12 protein-coding genes and 1 pseudogene are annotated in these 17299 nt (G+C 66.6%); 10 read left to right on the top strand and 3 right to left on the bottom strand.

What is annotated here, in order from left to right; all coding sequences use genetic code 11:
* Positions 1-39 precede the first annotated feature (39 nt).
* The 4 genes from AC1DO7_RS29370 (at position 40) to AC1DO7_RS29385 (ending at position 5559) form a co-directional block, all read left to right on the top strand.
* Entirely contained in the window at positions 40-861 is an 822-nt protein-coding gene (locus AC1DO7_RS29370) for an IclR family transcriptional regulator (RefSeq protein ID WP_441622818.1), read from the top strand.
* A 248-nt stretch (positions 862-1109) separates the two neighbouring features.
* Positions 1110-3434 (top strand): bifunctional salicylyl-CoA 5-hydroxylase/oxidoreductase, encoded by a 2325-nt coding sequence (locus AC1DO7_RS29375; protein ID WP_477116878.1) that lies wholly within the window; start codon positions 1110-1112, stop codon positions 3432-3434.
* A gap of 51 nt (positions 3435-3485) precedes the next feature.
* Positions 3486-5099: an AMP-binding protein gene (locus tag AC1DO7_RS29380; RefSeq protein WP_441622814.1), complete on the top strand. Its 1614-nt coding sequence runs from the start codon at positions 3486-3488 to the stop codon at positions 5097-5099.
* A gap of 67 nt (positions 5100-5166) precedes the next feature.
* A complete protein-coding gene (locus AC1DO7_RS29385) occupies positions 5167-5559 on the top strand; it encodes a RidA family protein (protein ID WP_441622812.1) in 393 nt (130 codons plus the stop codon).
* Positions 5560-5753: 194 nt separating this feature from the next.
* Here AC1DO7_RS29385 and AC1DO7_RS29390 read toward each other — a convergent pair whose 3' ends face one another.
* The gene (locus tag AC1DO7_RS29390) at positions 5754-6038 is read right to left on the bottom strand and encodes a hypothetical protein (protein ID WP_441622810.1); all 285 of its coding nucleotides are present in this window, start codon (positions 6036-6038) and stop codon (positions 5754-5756) included.
* Between the two features lie 305 nt (positions 6039-6343).
* Here AC1DO7_RS29390 and AC1DO7_RS29395 point away from each other — a divergent pair, with 305 nt between their 5' ends.
* The gene (locus AC1DO7_RS29395) at positions 6344-6952 is read left to right on the top strand and encodes a response regulator transcription factor (protein WP_441622808.1); all 609 of its coding nucleotides are present in this window, start codon (positions 6344-6346) and stop codon (positions 6950-6952) included.
* Between the two features lie 109 nt (positions 6953-7061).
* Here the strand turns inward: AC1DO7_RS29395 and AC1DO7_RS29400 are convergent, their stop codons facing one another.
* Positions 7062-7499 (bottom strand): hypothetical protein, encoded by a 438-nt coding sequence (locus tag AC1DO7_RS29400; protein ID WP_441622806.1) that lies wholly within the window; start codon positions 7497-7499, stop codon positions 7062-7064.
* Positions 7500-7981: 482 nt separating this feature from the next.
* Between AC1DO7_RS29400 and AC1DO7_RS29405 the strand changes: the two genes are divergently transcribed.
* Both AC1DO7_RS29405 and AC1DO7_RS29410 read left to right on the top strand, forming a co-directional pair.
* Positions 7982-11260 carry a response regulator gene (locus tag AC1DO7_RS29405; RefSeq protein WP_441622804.1) on the top strand — a complete coding sequence of 1093 codons (3279 nt, stop codon included), beginning with the start codon at positions 7982-7984 and terminating at the stop codon, positions 11258-11260.
* 194 nt (positions 11261-11454) lie between these two features.
* On the top strand, positions 11455-12702 hold the full coding sequence (locus AC1DO7_RS29410) for an HD-GYP domain-containing protein (RefSeq protein ID WP_441622802.1): 1248 nt from the start codon (positions 11455-11457) through the stop codon (positions 12700-12702).
* A gap of 689 nt (positions 12703-13391) precedes the next feature.
* Here the strand turns inward: AC1DO7_RS29410 and AC1DO7_RS29415 are convergent.
* Positions 13392-14312 (bottom strand): LysR family transcriptional regulator, encoded by a 921-nt coding sequence (locus AC1DO7_RS29415; protein WP_441622800.1) that lies wholly within the window; start codon positions 14310-14312, stop codon positions 13392-13394.
* A 137-nt stretch (positions 14313-14449) separates the two neighbouring features.
* Between AC1DO7_RS29415 and AC1DO7_RS29420 the strand changes: the two genes are divergently transcribed.
* From AC1DO7_RS29420 to AC1DO7_RS29430, 3 genes and pseudogenes are all read left to right on the top strand, one after another.
* Entirely contained in the window at positions 14450-15811 is a 1362-nt protein-coding gene (locus tag AC1DO7_RS29420; RefSeq protein WP_441622798.1) for an MFS transporter, read from the top strand.
* An 85-nt stretch (positions 15812-15896) separates the two neighbouring features.
* Positions 15897-17096, top strand: coding sequence for a 3-hydroxybenzoate 6-monooxygenase (locus tag AC1DO7_RS29425; RefSeq protein ID WP_477116879.1), 1200 nt, complete (start codon positions 15897-15899; stop codon positions 17094-17096).
* Positions 17097-17166: 70 nt separating this feature from the next.
* Positions 17167-17299 (top strand): annotated as a pseudogene (locus AC1DO7_RS29430) (fumarylacetoacetate hydrolase family protein); the annotation flags it as partial.

The following is a 17299-nucleotide window of genomic DNA, read 5'->3' on the forward strand; positions in this document are numbered from 1 at the left end:
CGGAAATGCCGCGCCTCAAGCGCCGCCGCAGGCGCGCCCATGCCATCGGAGAGCGCCGTGGATTCGGAGGATGCAAACAGCCGCGCGCGCGGCCGGCCGGCCAACCAGCTCGCCAACCGCTCGCTGGAGCGCGGCATCGCGCTGCTGCGTGCGTTCCGGCCCGGCTCCGAGGTGCTCGGCAACGGCGAACTGGCCGAGCGCACCGGCCTGGCCCGCTCGACCGTCAGCCGCCTGACGCAAAGCCTGGTCGACACCGGTTTCCTGCAATACGATCCCGACCTGCGTGCCTACCGCCTGGGCGTGCCGGTGCTGAGCCTGGCGCATGCCATGCGCACCGGATCGACGGTGCTGCAACTGGCCGCTCCGCTGATGCGCGAACTGGCGCAGGCAGAGCACATCAACGTCGGGCTGGCGATGGCGGACCAGGACGAGATGGTCTACCTGGAGTCGATCCGCTACAGCCGCAAGGCGTCGCTGCGCAACGTGGTGACAGGGCAGCGCGTGCCGATGCCGCTGACCTCGCTGGGCCGCGCGTGGCTGGCGGCCACGCCAGCGGAAGAGCGCGGCGCATTGATGCAGCAGTTCCGCCATCGCTTCCCCGCGCACTGGCCGGAGCTGGAGGCGCAGATCCTGCAGGCCATCGAGCATGTGCAGCGGCACGGCTGGTGCGCCGCCAGCTGGCAGCCCGAGGTGGTGGCCCTGTCCACGCCCATGCAGCTCGGCCACTATCCCCTCCATGTACTCAACGTCAGCACCTCCACGCGCGCCGGCGTGGCGGCGGCCAGCCGTGAACTCAAGCCGCATCTCATGCGGCTGGCGGGCCAGTTGCGGCAAGCATTCGAGCATGCGCAGCCGGAGTGAGAGCGATGCCGCCGCCCTGGCGGCAAACATCGCCAGGGCCTGCCGCCGGTTAGCGCAGGGCTGCGGCTGATCAGGCATTTTTCGCGCGCGCAAAGGCGCGCGTAGCCGCAATGTCTGACCCCCCCTCGTTCTTCCTCGCGGACTCCATCCGCTTAATTAGTTGACATTTAAACTATCTAAGCCTAAATTAAATACGCGCCCCGCAAGAACGGATGGACGAAGGAGCGGAAGCTCGAGGAGACCTGGTCATGAAGATCGTTTGCATCGGTGGCGGCCCCGCCGGCCTGTACTTCGCGCTGCTCATGAAGCAGCAGAATCCGCGGCACGACATCGTCGTGGTGGAACGCAACAAGCCCTATGACACGTTCGGCTGGGGCGTGGTGTTCTCGGATGCCACCATGGAGAACATGCGCCGCTGGGATCCGGTCACGGYCGGCGCGATCCAGCAGGCCTTCAATCACTGGGACGACATCGAGCTGGAGTTCAAGGGCGAGGTGATCCGCTCCGGCGGCCACGGCTTCGTGGGCATCGGCCGCAAGAAGCTGCTCAATATCCTGCAGGCGCGTTGCGAGCAGTTGGGCGTCGAGCTGGTGTTCGAGACGGAAGCGGCTTCCGATGCCGACTATGCCGACGCCGACCTCGTCATCGCCAGCGACGGCATCAATTCCCGGATCCGCGAGAAGCACGCCGCGGTCTTCAGGCCCGACGTGGCGGTGCGCCCCAACCGCTATATCTGGCTGGGCACGCACAAGCTCTACGATGCCTTCACCTTCCTGTTCGAGAAGACCGAGCACGGCTGGTTCCAGGCCCATGTCTACAAGTTCGACGACAAGACCACCACCTTCATCGTCGAATGCCCCGAGCATGTCTGGCTGGCGCACGGCCTGGACAAGGCCGACCAGGACCAGTCGATCGCCTTCTGCGAGACGCTGTTCGCCAACAACCTGCAAGGCGCGAAGCTGATGACCAACGCGCGTCACCTGCGCGGCTCGGCCTGGCTGAATTTCCAGCGCGTGGTGTGCGAACAGTGGTGGCTGCGCAACGCACAGGGCAGCCACGTGGTGCTGATGGGCGACGCCGTGCACACCGCGCACTTCGCCATCGGCTCGGGCACCAAGCTCGCCATCGAGGATGCGATCGAGCTGACCCGCCAGTTCCAGCTGCTGGGCGACAGCCCCGAGCACATCGAGCAAGTGCTCACGCGCTACCAGGAGGCGCGACGCATCGAGACGCTGCGCCTGCAGAACGCGGCGTGGAACGCCATGGAGTGGTTCGAGGTCTGCGGCGAACGCTATTGCGACCAGTTCGAGGCGCCGCAGTTCATGTATTCCATGCTCACGCGCAGCCAGCGCATCAGCCACGAGAACCTGCGCCTGCGCGACAAGCAGTGGCTCGAAGGCTACGAGCGCTGGCTCGCGCAGCGCGCCGGCGTGCCGGCCGCGCACGACGCGGTGCCGCCGCCGCCGATGTTCACGCCATACACCGTGCGCGGCGTCACGCTCAAGAACCGCATCGTGGTCTCGCCGATGGCGCAGTACTCGGCGGTCGACGGCGTGCCCGGCGACTATCACCTGGTGCATCTCGGCGCGCGGGCCATGGGCGGCGCCGGACTGGTGTTCGCCGAGATGACCTGCGTCAGCGCCGAAGGCCGCATCACGCCGGGATGCCCCGGCATGTACGAGCCGGAACACCAGGCCGCGTGGCAGCGCATCGTGGACTGGATCCACGCCAACACGGATGCGAAGTTCGCCATGCAGATCGGGCACGCCGGTGCCAAGGCATCGACCCGCCTGGCCTGGGAGGGCATCGACCAGCCGCTGGCATCCGGCAACTGGCCGGTCATCTCCGCCTCGCCGCAGCAGTACCTGGCAGGCGTGAGCCAGACCGCGCGCGAAATGACCCGGCACGACATGAACGAGGTCAGGGCCGGGTTCGTCAACGCCGCCAGGGCCGCGGCGGAGATCGGCGTGGACTGGCTCGAGCTGCATTGCGCGCACGGCTACCTGYTGTCGAGCTTTATCTCGCCGCTGACCAATCATCGCACCGACGAATACGGCGGCGGCCTGGCCAACCGCCTGCGCTACCCGCTGGAAGTATTCGCGGCGGTCCGCGCCGCATGGCCCGCGAACAAGCCGATGTCGGTGCGTATTTCCGCGCATGACTGGGTCGAAGGCGGCATCACGCCCGACGACGCGGTCGAGATCGCCAGGGCCTTCAAGGCGGCTGGCGCCGACATGATCGACTGCTCGTCGGGCCAGGTCAGCAAGAAGGAGAAGCCGGTCTACGGGCGCATGTTCCAGACGCCGTTCGCCGACCGCATCCGCCAGGAAGCCGGCATCCCGACCATTGCGGTGGGCGCCATCAGCGAAGCCGACCATGCCAACAGCATCCTCGCCGCCGGCCGCGCCGACCTGTGCGCGGTGGCCCGTCCGCACCTGGCCAACCCGGCCTGGACGCTGACCGAGGCAGCGAAGATCGGCTACACGCCGGTCGCCTGGCCGCAGCAATACCGTTCGGCCAAGGGCCAGATGGAGGCCATCTTCGCGCGCGAGAAAGCCGTCGCCGCGAACTGACCACAGAGGCTGGCGCAAGGCCATTCACATAGCACCCCAGGAGACAGCGGCATGGCCGAAAGCGCTCACGTCGATACCTTTGCCCGCGACAACCTGCCGCCGGCCGCACTGCAGCCGGCATACCTGTTCGCGCTGCCCGAATTGCAGTTCGGGCAGCGCCTGAACTGCGCCACGGAATTGCTCGACCGGCATATCGAACAGGGCCGGGGAGAGCGCGTCTGCATCCGCGCGCCCGGGCTTGCCTGGACCTATGCCGACCTGCAGGAGAAGGCCAACCGCATCGCCAATGTGCTGGTCGGCGACATGGGCCTGGTGCCGGGCAACCGCGTGCTGCTACGCGCGCCCAACAACCCCATGCTGGTGGCTTGCTGGTTCGCCGTGATGAAGGCGGGCGCCATCGCCGTGGCTACCATGCCGCTGTTGCGCGCCAAGGAACTGAAGGCCATCGTCGAGATCGGCAAGGTCACGCACGCGCTGTGCGACGCCGCGCTGGCAGGGGAGTTGCGCCTGACCGCGCTCGAGGCGCCTTCGCTACGTCAGATGCGCCATTTCAACCATGGCGGGCCCGACAGCCTCGAGGCCGCCATGGAGCGCGCCTCGCCGCGCTTCGACAACGTGGACACGGCGGCCGAGGACACCTGCATCTTCGGCTTTACCTCGGGCACCACCGGCGTGCCCAAGGCCACCATGCACTACCACCGCGACGTCATGGCCATCTGGGCCTGCTGGCCGCGTCACGTGCTGCGGGCCACCGAAGACGATGTATTCATCGGCAGCCCGCCGCTGGCATTCACCTTCGGGCTGGGCGGACTGGTCTTGTTTCCGATGTCGGTCGGCGCTTCCACCGTGCTGCTCGAGAAGGCCAGCCCGCCGCAACTGCTCGATGGCATCAAGGACTTCGGCGCCACGGTGCTGTTCACCGCGCCCACGTCCTACCGCACGCTGGCCGCGCGCAGCGTCGAGGTGCGCCGCACGCGCCTGCGCAAGTGCGTATCGGCCGGCGAGGTTCTGCCCGCGGCCACGCGCGCATTGTGGAAGGACGCCACCGGCATCGAGCTGATCGACGGCATCGGTGCGACCGAGATGCTGCACATCTTCATTTCGCACGACGAGGCCGATGCGCGTCCTGGCGCCACCGGCAGGCCGGTGCCCGGCTACCGCGCCCGGGTGGTGGACGCACAGGGCAGGGAAGTGCCGCCGGGCACCGTGGGCCGCCTTGCCGTGCAAGGCCCGACCGGCTGCCGCTACCTGGCCGACGCGCGCCAGGCCTCCTACGTGCAGGACGGCTGGAACGTCACGGGCGATGCCTACCTGATGGATGCCGATGGCTACTTCTTCTACCAGGCGCGCACCGACGACATGATCATCTCCTCCGGCTACAACATCGCCGCGCCCGAGGTGGAGGACGCGCTGATCCTGCATCCGTCGGTGGCCGAGTGCGCGGTGATCGGGGTGCCCGACGACGAACGCGGCCAGATCGTCAAGGCCTTCGTCGTGCTGCGCCCCGGGCAGGACGGCGACGAGGCGATGGTCAGGACGCTGCAGGACTTCGTCAAGCAGACCGTCGCGCCATACAAGTACCCGCGCGCCGTCGAATTCACCGACAGGCTGCCGCGCACCCAGACCGGCAAGCTGCAGCGCTTCAAGCTGCACGAGCCACGGTGAACCCGTCCGCGCTGCCGGCAATGGCCGGCGGGGCGGATGCAATGATCAAACGAACGGAGCCATTGATATGCAAGTCCTTCTTCCTCCCGGCTGGCCGCGCCCGCGCGGCTATGCCAACGGCGTGTCCGCCCGCGGGCGTTCGGTATTCGTGGCCGGCATGATCGGCTGGGACGCCGATGGCGTCTTCCATACCGACGACCTCGCCGGCCAGGTACGCCAGGCGCTGCAGAACATCGTCGAGGTGCTGGAGGCCGGCGACGCCAGGCCCGAGCACATCGTGCGCATGACCTGGTACGTGACCGACAAGCGCGCATACATCGCGGCCTATGCGGAGATCGGCAAGGCTTTCCGCGAGATCATCGGCAGCTTCAACGCCGCCATGACCGCGGTGGAAGTCTCGGCGCTGATCGAGGACCGCGCCAAGGTGGAGATCGAGGTCACCGCGGTGGTGCCGGACTGAGGCGGCCCTGGTATCGCCTGGCTGCCGTGTGCGTGCGGTTCACCTGATCAGGGTGGCGCTCGAGGCGCAGGGAAGCCGCGTCACGCGGCTGATGGCGGGTGGCGAGGCCCGGCTCAGGCGCAAGCTGATGGTTGAGGCCTGGCGCCATGCCCGACGCGAGCGGGCCTGTCTTGCCGTGGCCGGCGCCGGGACACTCAATGCCGGGCGGGGCCGTAAGGCGGGCTCGCGGACGAAAGTTCGTGCAGCACTTGCTGGTGCAGGATATCGAGCGAGTCGGTTTCGGCGTGGAAGAGGAAGGCGCCGTCAGGCAGGCGCGAGACAAGGCGGAAGGACGCGGCCGCGCCGAAGACGGCGATATGGAGGCGGTCGCTGACGACAACCACGCCCGGCATGCCCGGCTCGTCGGTGTCCGACAGGCACGGAATGCCCAGCCGCTCGAGCTGGCGGCGGATATAGTGCGCGCTGACGATGCCTTTCATGCAAGCGCTCCTCTGGGGCGGCAAGGGACGTCTGCGATCATCGGAAAGCCACGCGCGTGGCGCAAGAGTGGAAATACTCAATGCCTGGCAGGTCGGGCGTGCGCGGCCGGGGGCGGCGGATTTGCTTCGACACCGACACCGCCGGCGCTGTCGTGCATCGGGCTGCACTTGTCCGGGGTGCGGCCGAGTCACTTCGAAGGCCCGGCGCTTTTTAGAGGATAGCCTCTAAATCCGTGTCGCCCCGGATTACCCGCCAATCGTTCCCCCCTTAGGATGGGTCTTCTTGTGTGATTCGGAGTACGTCGATGGTTTGGGAGGAGCAGGTGGTATTTGTCCTGGACGACGACGAGACGATGCTGTGGCTATACCGGGAGTTGCTGCGCAAGCCGGGTCTCAGCATTCGCACCTTTGCGTCGGCGCAGGACTTTCTGGGTGCTTACAGGCCCGGGCCAAGCGAGTGTCTTATCTGCGATCTGCGCATGCCGGAGATCGGTGGCCTCGATGTGCAAAGACGGCTGTCGGAGACCGGCATCAGCTTGCCGATCATTTTTGTCTCGGGCCACGCCGAGATCCCGTCGGTGGTGCAGGCCATGAAGGTCGGGGCCTTCGATTTCCTGGAGAAGCCCGTCGACGGCGAACGCCTGGTGGCGGTGGTCTCGGAAGCGCTGAAACACAGCAAATCCCTGCATGCTTCGCGCATCGCGATGGCCAGGCGGCACGCCAGGCTTGCACTGCTGTCGCGGCGCGAGCGCGAGGTAGCCGAACTGGTGGCGGCAGGCAAATCGAGCCGGACCATATCCGAGGACATGGGCCTGAGCGTGCGCACCGTGGAGAACCACAGGGCGCGCCTGACGGAGAAGCTCGAGATCGGCTCGGTTGCCGAACTGGTCAGGCTGCTGCACGCCGCGGCCTAGGGCGCGTCCCCTGGCGCGCCGGACGCAGTGCCCGAGGTGGCCGGCGTATGCCGCGCGGGCCTGTGGCGTCGCGGCTCTTCATCGCCGTTGCCCCGCGGGGCAACGGCCGTCAGAGCTTCCTGATGGTCCTGAGCTCGCTCTGGCGAAACACGCCCTGCACCGTGATCCACGGGAAACGTATGCCACTGCGCGTATCCTCGAAGGCGATATACGGCGTTTCGTCATCGAACATGCAGACGAATACCCGGGTGCCTTCCTTGTCGTGCCGGACCTCATAGCGGGCGCCGTGCTCAAGCTGGAAGACGATGTCGCCCTGGCGCAGCAGCTTCGACATGGGCGACATTGCCCGCTGGTCGCCGTGGGGGTGCTTGGCTCTGTGCTGGTCGTCGATGGTGCGCTGAAGCCAGTCGTCATAGCCGCACGAGGTGTTTCCCTTGGCGACGGCGAGGAGCCACTCGTCGATACGCCTGCGGTGGCGATCGCGGTTTCCCTCGTCGGCTCCGCAATCTGAATACCTGTTGTTGGCCGTGCCGATACCCTGACTCACTGTTTTCCGCATCCCGTTTTCTGCATCCCTGCATCCCTGCATACGTGCGTCCGGTTATCCCGGCTTCGCATTCGGCCTCGGCGCGCATGGCTGCGCCGAGGCGCACCCTCTTGCTCTCGTGCGGGGGCAAATATGGCGGTTGCGGGGCCGGTGGAAAAGAGTATTAGTACTCACCGCGCACGGCCGGCCCGGTGCCCGGGCGCACTGCAGGTCGCTTTGGCGATCCGGAGGCCACCTCGCGCAGGGGCTTCGGCGGCCTAGGTACTTTTACTCTTGTGACAGGGGTCCATCTCCCCGAAAATGCCGCCCGGCGGCAAATTGCGATGCAACGGCCCGAGGTGACCTTGTATCCGCCCGCCGTCTTCCTGGCGCTTCGCAACCCGTTGCGCCGCCTGCCCGCAGCGCGATCCGCCTGCGGTGCCCGCCATCCCGGCTGCGCCATGTTCCCGCCACGCAGTTGCCCACTTGCCTCACAGAAAGCCATGATGGTTCTTGCGCGCGCGCTGCAGTCGGTCCGGAGAGTCTTCAGCAGGCAAGCCAGCTCCATCGTGGTGACGACCGCGATTGCCATCGGCCTGCTGATCCTGCTCTGCATCCACGTGCTCGGCCTGCTGCAGGACGAGGTCAGGGAGCAGGCTTCGATGTACCGGCGCTCCTCGATGGAGGCCGTTGTCAGGATGACGGATTCCCTGCTGGAAGACAGCGCGGACCGGGTCCGGACCATCGTCGAGGCGCAGTACCTCATCCACCTGGCGAAGCACGTCATGCGGGCACGTGGCGACATCTCCACGCGAGCCGAGTTCGACGCCTGGATCACCGCCATCTACCGAAGCCGCGGTTTCGAGGGATATAGCCTGATCTCGCCCGACCGGATCATTGTCGCGGCGAGCAGCACTTCGTACATATCGGAGCCTGTCGCCACCTCCGCCGCGCGCATTGCGGTCGAACGCGCAATGGCCTCGGGCTTCGGCGTCACGGCGCCGATCCCGGCGCCCTTGCCGATCGATGTCAACGGCACCGAGCGCCCTCGGGGAACCCTGTTCCAGCTGGTCTGCTCCGCGGTACGCGATGAAGGCGAACTGATTGCCGTCCTGTGCCTTCGCATGAACCCGGGTCTGAGGCTGTTCGAGATCCTGCGTTCGGGGTGGGGGGGCAAGACCGGTAACGCCTACGTGATCGATGCCGAGGGCCGCCTGCTGTCCCCGAGCCGCCTTGCCGGCGAAGTGCGGATCCCCGAGGCAGCCGGGCGGGGTGCGCCCTATGGGCTGTGGGCGCGCGTGCCGCAGCGCGTGCAGCCGAAGCAGCGGCCGCTAGGCAGCGATGGCACCACCGGGCTGACGAGCGTGGCATCGCACCTGCTCGAGAACAGGCGGGCCACGACGCCGGTGCTTGACCACTACACCGACATGCGCGGGCGCAGCGTGGTCGGCATGGGCCATTGGCTGCCGGGCTTGGACATGGGCATCATCGTCGAGCAGGATGCCGCGGAGGCCTATCAGTTCTATGATCTGGCGAGGCGCGCGATCATTGGCCTGACGACCATCTCGGTCGGCCTGATCGTCGCCCTGACCGCGGTGCACTGGCGCAGCCGGCGCAGCGCCGCCGAAAACGACGAGCGATGGCTGGCATTCCGCAAGCATGTGCCGGTCGGCTTTTCCTGCGCCACGACCGACGGGACCGTCATCATGGCAAACCGCGCCTATGGCGATGCCATTGGCGCGGACGCGGAAGCGCTGGTCGGCAAGAATGCCTGGGAGGCCGTGGCGAACCCCGTCTCCGCGGAAATCATCCGCTCGACGCATCATCTCGTACTGGCGTCCGGGCAGGCACAGGATCAGGTGCATGTCCTGAAGCGCGCGCGCGGCGAGGAACGGATCTATCACCTGGTCAAGTTTCCCGTGCTGGCGGGGGACAACAGCCGGGTCGCGGGCATTGGGGCGGTGGTGACCGACATCACGGAATCGGAGGGGAACCGGCGCGCGCTGGAGGCGCTGACGATCAACCTCGAGCAGAAGATCAGGGAGCGCACGCAGGAGCTCGACACGGCCAGGGAAGTGGCCGAAGGCGCCGCGCGGGCGAAGGCGCAGTTCCTGGCCAATATGAGCCATGAAATCCGCACCCCGCTCAACGGCATCATTGGCATGACCCACCTTGCCCAGCGGGCCCGGGACAGCCGGCGGCTGGAGCACTATCTCGGCAGGATCGCAACCTCCGGCAGGCATCTGCTCGGCGTGGTGAACGACGTGCTGGATTTCTCCAAGATCGAGGCCGGCAAGCTCACGCCGCAGTCGTGCGCGTTCGAGCTGTCGCAGACGATCGAGCATGTCGCCGGCCTGTTCCTGGAGCGGGCGACGTCGAAGAACATCGTGATCACGGTGGACATACAGGACACCGTGCCGGAGTATCTGACGGGCGACGCGCTGCGCATCGGCCAGATACTGATCAACTTTGTCGGCAATGCGGTCAAGTTCACCGATCACGGGCGGGTGACCATCAGGGTCCGCGCCAGGTACCTTAGCCGTGCCGAGGTGCGGCTGTTGTTCGAAGTCCAGGACTCCGGCCTCGGCATCGAGCCGCACGCGCTTGCGTCGCTCTTCACGCCCTTCCACCAGCTGGACGGGACGACCGCGCGGCGCTTCGACGGCGCCGGGCTGGGCCTGGCGATCTCGAAGAGCCTGGCCACCATGATGGGTGGCACCGTCTTCGTGGAGAGCGAGCCGGGCATGGGCAGTACGTTCTCGCTCGACATGCTGGTCGCGCGCCAGGATCGCGGCGCCGGGGCCGACAATTGCGCCGCCGCGTTCGCCAGGGGATGGAGCAGGCTTCATGGCAGCCACGCGCGCGCCCAGCCGCCGGAGCCCGCGCGCAGCCAGGGCGGTGCCGCCCGGCACGTGGCCGAGATGCCGGCAGGGCAGGCCGATGGCCCCGGCCGCGCGCAGGACGGCGAGCTGGCAGCTTCCCCGCGATGGCAGGGCAAGCGGGTCCTGGTGGTGGAGGACAACGAAATCAACCAGGAGGTCGTCAAGGAATTGCTCGAGGCGGCCGGCATCGCCGTGGTGGTGGCCAGGGACGGCGAGGCCGGATTGTCCGCCGTGGCCGCGGCGCAGTTCGACCTCGTGCTGATGGACATCCACCTGCCCAAGCTGGACGGCTTCGAGGTGACCAGGCTGCTGCGCGCGGATGCCAGGTACGCCGCCATTCCGATCCTGGCATTCACCGCGAACGCAACACAGGAAGACCGCGAGCGTTGCCTGCGCAGCGGCATGAACGACCATATCGCCAAGCCGGTGGATCCCAGGCTGCTGGACACGATGCTGGGGCGCTGGCTATCCGCCGGCCCGGGCGCGCCGCCGGCCTTGGGAGATGCAGTCAGGGCGGGTCACAGCCGGACGGACGAAGACGTCATCCAGTCGCTGCGCGGGATCGACGGCCTTTCGGTCGAGACGGGTTTGCGCCATGTGATGGGCAGGCGGCAGCTTTACCTGCGCCTGCTGGAGCGCACGCTCGCCGCACGCCATGACGCCGCATGGCGCCTGAAGGCCTGCGCCATCCAGGGCCAGGCCGAGGAAGCCATCCTGCTGGCCCATAGCCTGAAATCCGTCCTGGCGACCATCGGCGCAGGCGGGCTCGCAAGCCGTTGCGCAGCAATCGAGAAGGGCATCCAGGGCAACTGCATCGACGCCGCGCAGCTTGCCTCGTTCGATTCTGACTATGGCGCGCTGATGGCTTCGATCCGCGGGTGCTTGCCGGCGGTATCCTGAAGCCGCGGCCTGAGTAGAACTACTCTTTGCGCACATGGGGCGGATTCGGACAATTGGGACGCGGCAACGCCGGCCCGATGTCCCGGACCGGCAGGAGGTGCTTGCCTCCTTTCCCCCGGATGTCTCGAACTCGCTCTCGCGCCGGTGCCGATGGAAGCGGCCTGGCGCAGAGTGGCCACCACGGACCAGCGCAGTTGACCGACGACCCTATGAACGCCGCTTCATTGCCCGTTTCGTTGCCCGCCACATCGGCCACATCGGCCACGTCACAGCGCTTTCCGGCGCCCGCCGCCCAGTCCGCCCTGCCGAGCGTGCTGCTGGTCGACGACACGCCGGAGAACATCCTCATCATTTCCTCGTTGCTGGAGGACCTGTACGAGATACGCGCGGTCGCCAGCGGCGAGGCCGCGCTGGAGGCCGCCCGCGCCGGCACGCCCGACATCGTCCTGCTGGACGTGGTCATGCCAGGCATGAACGGCTACCAGGCTTGCAGCCACCTCGCCTCGGACCCGGCGACCGCGGACGTGCCGGTCATCCTGCTGACCGCATCGCCCGAGAGCGAAGGCGAATCCAGAGGCTTCGAAGCCGGTGCCGTCGACTACATCGTCAAGCCGGTGAACCCGCGCGTGCTCAGGGCGAGGGTGGCGACCCATCTTTCGCTGCGCCTTGCCAACCGCCGGCTGCGCGAGCACGCCTCCAGCCTGCAAGCCGAACTGTACCGGCGCGCGCAGGCGCTGACGCTGGCGCAGGACGCGACCATCTTCGCGCTCTCCTCGCTGGTCGAGGCGCGCGACAACGAGACCGGCGGGCATATCCATCGCACGCAGCACTACGTCAAGACGATCGCCAGGACCTTGCAAGGCACGGCGGAATTCCGGGATCGCCTGACGCCAGAGATCATCGACCTCCTCTTCAAATCGGCGCCCTTGCATGATGTGGGGAAGATCGGCATAGACGACCGCATCCTGCGCAAGCCGGGACGATTGACACCGGAAGAGTTCGACATCATGAAGCAGCACACCACCATCGGCTGCGCCGCCATCGTCGAGGCCGAGAAGCATTTCGGCGCAGACGACTCCTTCCTGCGCATCGCCCGCGAGATAGCCCGGTCGCATCATGAGAGATGGAACGGCAAGGGCTATCCGGATGGCCTGTCCGGCGACGACATACCGCTCTCGGCGCGCATCATGGCGATCGCCGATGTCTATGACGCGCTGATCAGCGAACGCGTCTACAAGAAGGCGCTGTCGCACGATGTGGCAATGCAGATGGTTACGGAGCAACGCGGGCAGCATTTCGATCCGCGCATCGTCGATGCATTTGTCCGGGCCGAGCAGGAGATCCGCGCGATTGCGTTGCGCTATGCCGATGCCGATGCCGATGTGGATGTGGATGCGGAAGCCGCGCACGGCGCAGGCACATTGGCGCCAGGCTTTTCCTGACGCATCCGCCTTCGTCCCGCGGGCGCGCGATTGAGTAGACTTACTCTTCCACCGAACGCGCATCGCCGCGAGAATTGCACCGCGAATCCGGTTCGGTGGCCGACGGGCCCAGATGCCTGCACAGATTCTCCCGAATCCGGATCCGGCGGCTTCGCATTGACCGCGAAAGCAAGAGTGGACGACGCCTGGCCAGGCGCAAACGGCGAGCATGGAAATGAAAGCGGGGGGTGTCAGCTTCCATGCGATGCGATCGATGTCCGCAGGTTCGAGGGAGGCCCACGCGTGTGGGCCTCTTTTTTTCGCGCAGCGGCGCGGTGAGGCAGGGCAGGCACGTGCCGCAGAAAAAAACGAGTCCGCGCGGCGGACTCAATCCTCTTCCTCCCCGTCATCCTCTTACCGGGCTTCTCCTCCTCCTCCCTGCAGTCAAGTGCTCGTGTCGAATGAGCAGACTGAGTGTATCGGCGGCATGCCGCGGCGGCAGCTAGGGAAAGCCATCAGGCGCGCCTGCGTATTCCTACTCTTGCGCGCTGCGGTGGCGAGTCGGGGATGACTACCAAGAAGGTCGCTGCATGCATCCCTTCAAATTCGCGTCAGGCCTCTCTCGCGGCGCGTCAGCTCTCGGGCTACGTGTCGCTGATGTGTCGCCTGGGCGTCGGCTGTGGACCGAACTGAGCGATCGTCCTGCGCGTCTATGCGCCAGCAGATTCGCCGAAGAGTTCCTGCGTGACCGACCGCAGCCAGCGATTGCCGGGGTCGTCATGCTGACAGCGGTGCCAGTGCTGCTTGAGATCGAAAGCGGGAATCGGAAACGGCGGCTCCAGGACCTGTACATCCGCGATGCGCGCGAACAACTCGCCTACCGGCAGCGGTACCGTGACGACGAGATCGGTCGACGCGATCACGAGCGGAATGCTGAGGAAGTGCGGGGAACGCAGTAGCTCGCGCCGCACGATGCCGTGCTGGCGCAGATATGCCTCGACGATCTCCTGACTCCGGCTTTCGCTCTGAATCACCGCATGAGACAGCGTCCGGAACTGTCCTGCCGTTATGCGCCCCTGTGTAATCGGGTGGTCCATGCGCGCCAGGCACACGAACCCGTGCCGGAACAGGCGCTGTTGGAACACGTCCGAACCGCCGAGGTCCGGATAGTAGCCGATGGCCAAATCGATCCTGCCGCGTTCGAGCTGATCCATGATGTCCGTGTGCCGTGCCGATACCGTATGCACGTCCACATGCGGCGCCTCTTTCGTAAGCCGCGCTAGCAGTCGCGGCAAGAAAGCCGCTTCGCCCACGTCCGACAGGGCCAGCGTAAAGGTCCTGCGCGCCTGCGCCGGCTCGAAGTGCGGCGCCGTCAACAGGTGCTCCCGCACCTGCGATAACACGCCCTGCACGACAGGCGCCAGCGCCACGGCGCGCGGCGACGGCTGCATGCCCGTACGGACCTTCAGGAACAGGGGATCCCCGAGCTGGTCGCGCATCCGCTGCAACGCGTGCGACATGGCCGGCTGGCTCACGCCAATCTCCTCGGCCGCCCTGCCCAGGTGCCCGTGCCGCCACAGCGCATCAAACACGCGCAGCAGGTTCATATCGAAATCATTCGCCTCGTTCATGACCGTCATTCCCATCATTGGATTGCCGAATGATAGGCAAGGAACGAGACTTCCGTCATCCGGATTGGCCCGCAGCGCGGCAAGGCCGGCCGGAGCAGGACTCAACCACAGAACAAATCGCGCATCCAAGGAGACACATGTACCCGCCCCCTATCAGCATTGCGTCGATCATCGACGCACGGCCCCTTGGCGCCTACCGGCTTCGCATCTTTATCGTCTGCTTCCTCATCGTGCTGATGGATGGCTTCGATACCCAGGCGATCGGCTTTGCGGCCAAGGCCATGTCTTCCTCGCTCGACATTCCCATTGCGGTATTCGGGCAGGTCTTTTCCGCGGGCCTGCTGGGCGCCATGGTTGGCGCCTTCCTGCTCGGCCCGCTGGCTGACCGTTTTGGCCGCCGCTGGCTGCTGGCGGCGGCAATCCTGATCTTCTCGGCATTCTCCTTGCTCACGCCGCACGCGCCCTCGCTGCCGGGGCTGCTACTGGTCCGGTTTCTCGCTGGCCTGGGCCTTGGCGGCGCGATTCCGAACCTGCTCGCGCTGTCTGCCGAATACACCCCGCGGCCGATGCGCGGCATGATGACCGGCGTGCTCTATGCCGGCTTTCCGCTGGGTGGTGCCGTGGGCGCGCTCGTCAGTTCGCACATCGTGCCGCACTACGGCTGGCCGCCACTGTTCTATCTCGGTGGCGTGCTGCCGCTGGGCCTTGCGCTGCTGGTCATCGCGAGCCTGCCCGAATCGCTGCCGTTCCTGCTCCGGCGCAAGGACGGCCAGGATGCAGTGCGCGCCATCGTCGCGCGCATGGCTGGCCGCCCGTCGGCGTCCGATCGCCATGTCACCTATGTCGATGCCGAGGAACGCGTGCGTGGCTTGCCATTCCGGCGGCTGCTTTCGGGGGGGCGGCTCGTTCCCACGCTGCTGCTCTGGGCCAGCTTCTTCATGTGCTTCGTGCTGTTGATCGTGCTCGTACTGTGGACGCCTGCGCTGCTGCGCGGCGAGGGCATCGGTGAACACGATGCCGCGCTCGTGGTCGCCTTGATCAATCTCGGCAGCGTAGCGGGCACCGCCGCTGGCGGCCGCCTCGTGGACCGCTTCGGTCCATACCTGACGCTGCCGCTGCTGTTCATGCTCGGTGCGCTCAGCGTGTCGTCGCTCGGCTATGCCACGCAATCGCTGACTTCGCTTGCGATCGCCGCCACCCTGTGCGGCATCTTCATGGGCGCCGGCAGTTCCGGGCTGCTGAGCCTGGCCGTGCTGAGCTACCCGAGCGGGATGCGCGCCACCGGCGTGGGCTGGGCCATGGCGCTTGGCCGCATGGGCCAGGTTAGCGGACCGCTCATCGTCGGCGCTTTGCTCGCGAGCGGCTTCAGCATCAAGGCCATCTTCCTGTGCAGCGCCGTGCCGGCCGCCATCGCCGCCGCCGCGATCGTCGTGCTGCGAGTAGTGTGCGCCGCGCCGGAGGAGGGCGCCGCGTTGCCTGCGGCGCTGGACGTTCAATAGCCCCCTTTCATTCATCGCAGTCGTTGTAGGCGACATCGGTCACGAATCATCGTGGCAAGTGTCGCCCGGAGAAACTAGGAGTGTCATGCGTAATACCACTCAGTCAGCCCCGGTGCTCGTAGTCGGTGGCGGCATCGGAGGCCTTGCGGCGGCGCTCGCGCTCTCGCGCGAGGGCTGTCATGTCAAGGTGCTGGAGCAGGCCAGCGCCATCGGCGAAATCGGCGCTGGCGTGCAGTTCGGCCCCAATGCCTTCGCCGCCTTTGACGCGCTTGGCGTAGGCGAGCGCACGCGCAGCCACGCCGTCTACACCGATCACATGATGATGATCGATGCGATCGACGGCAAAGCCGTTGCCGATATCCCCGTTGGCGAAGCCTTTCGCAAGCGCTTCGGCAATCCGTATGCAGTCACGCACCGTGCCGACGTCCACAATTCGCTGCTCGAGGGTGTGCGCGAGACAGACCGGATTGAGTTTGTCACCGCCACGCGCATCGTCGAGGTCAGGCAGTCAGGGGACGGCGTTACCGCATTCGACRAACAGGGCAACAGCTACCAGGGATGCGCCCTGATTGGCGCCGACGGCGTGAAGTCCGCCATCCGCGAACAACTGGTCGGCGATCCACCGCGCGTATCGGGGCACGTGGTGTACCGCGCGGTTATCGATGCCGAGCATTTTCCGCGTGACATGCAATGGAATGCACCGGTGCTCTGGGTTGGGCCGAACTGCCACGTCGTGCATTACCCGGTCCGCGCCGGCGAGCAGTACAACCTCGTGGTGACGTTCCACAGCCGCCAGCAGGAAACCTGGGGCGTCAGCGATGGCAGCAGGGAGGAGGTGCTTTCGTACTTCCAGGGCATCGATGCCCGTCCGCACAGCCTGCTCTGCCTGCCGCCGACCTGGCGGCGCTGGGCCACGGCAGACCGCGAGCCTATCGGCCAATGGACGCACGGCCGCATCACGCTGCTCGGCGATGCCGCGCATCCGCTGCTGCAGTACCTCGCGCAGGGTGCATGCATGGCTGTGGAAGACGCCGTCACACTCGGTGCCGCCGTACGCGCGTGCGACGGCGATCTGGTGCGCGCCTTTGCGCTGTATCAGGACGCCCGCATCACCCGCACCGCTCGCGTCGTGCTGTCCACCCGCGAGTTCGGCCGCCTGTGCCACGCATCCGGCGTGGAGCGCCTGGTGCGCAATTCCCTGTGGAAAAGCCGCTCGCCGGAGCGCTTCTACGACGCGCTGGAGTGGCTCTACGGCTGGAAGGCCGAGACGTGCCTGTCCGTATGACGGGGGCCTTGCGCATCCCCCGTATCGCCCCCGAAACCTGACCTTGCAGGTCCCAATCCTGGAGTCCCACATGACCTTTGTAATTCCGCCCATTCCTGCCGTTACGATTCCCGTGGTTGGCGGCAACGACCAGTTTCCCGTTCGCCGCATCTACTGTGTTGGCCGCAACTACGCCGCGCACGTGCGCGAGATGGGCATGGACC

Source organism: Cupriavidus sp. 05N40 (genome assembly GCF_056397305.1).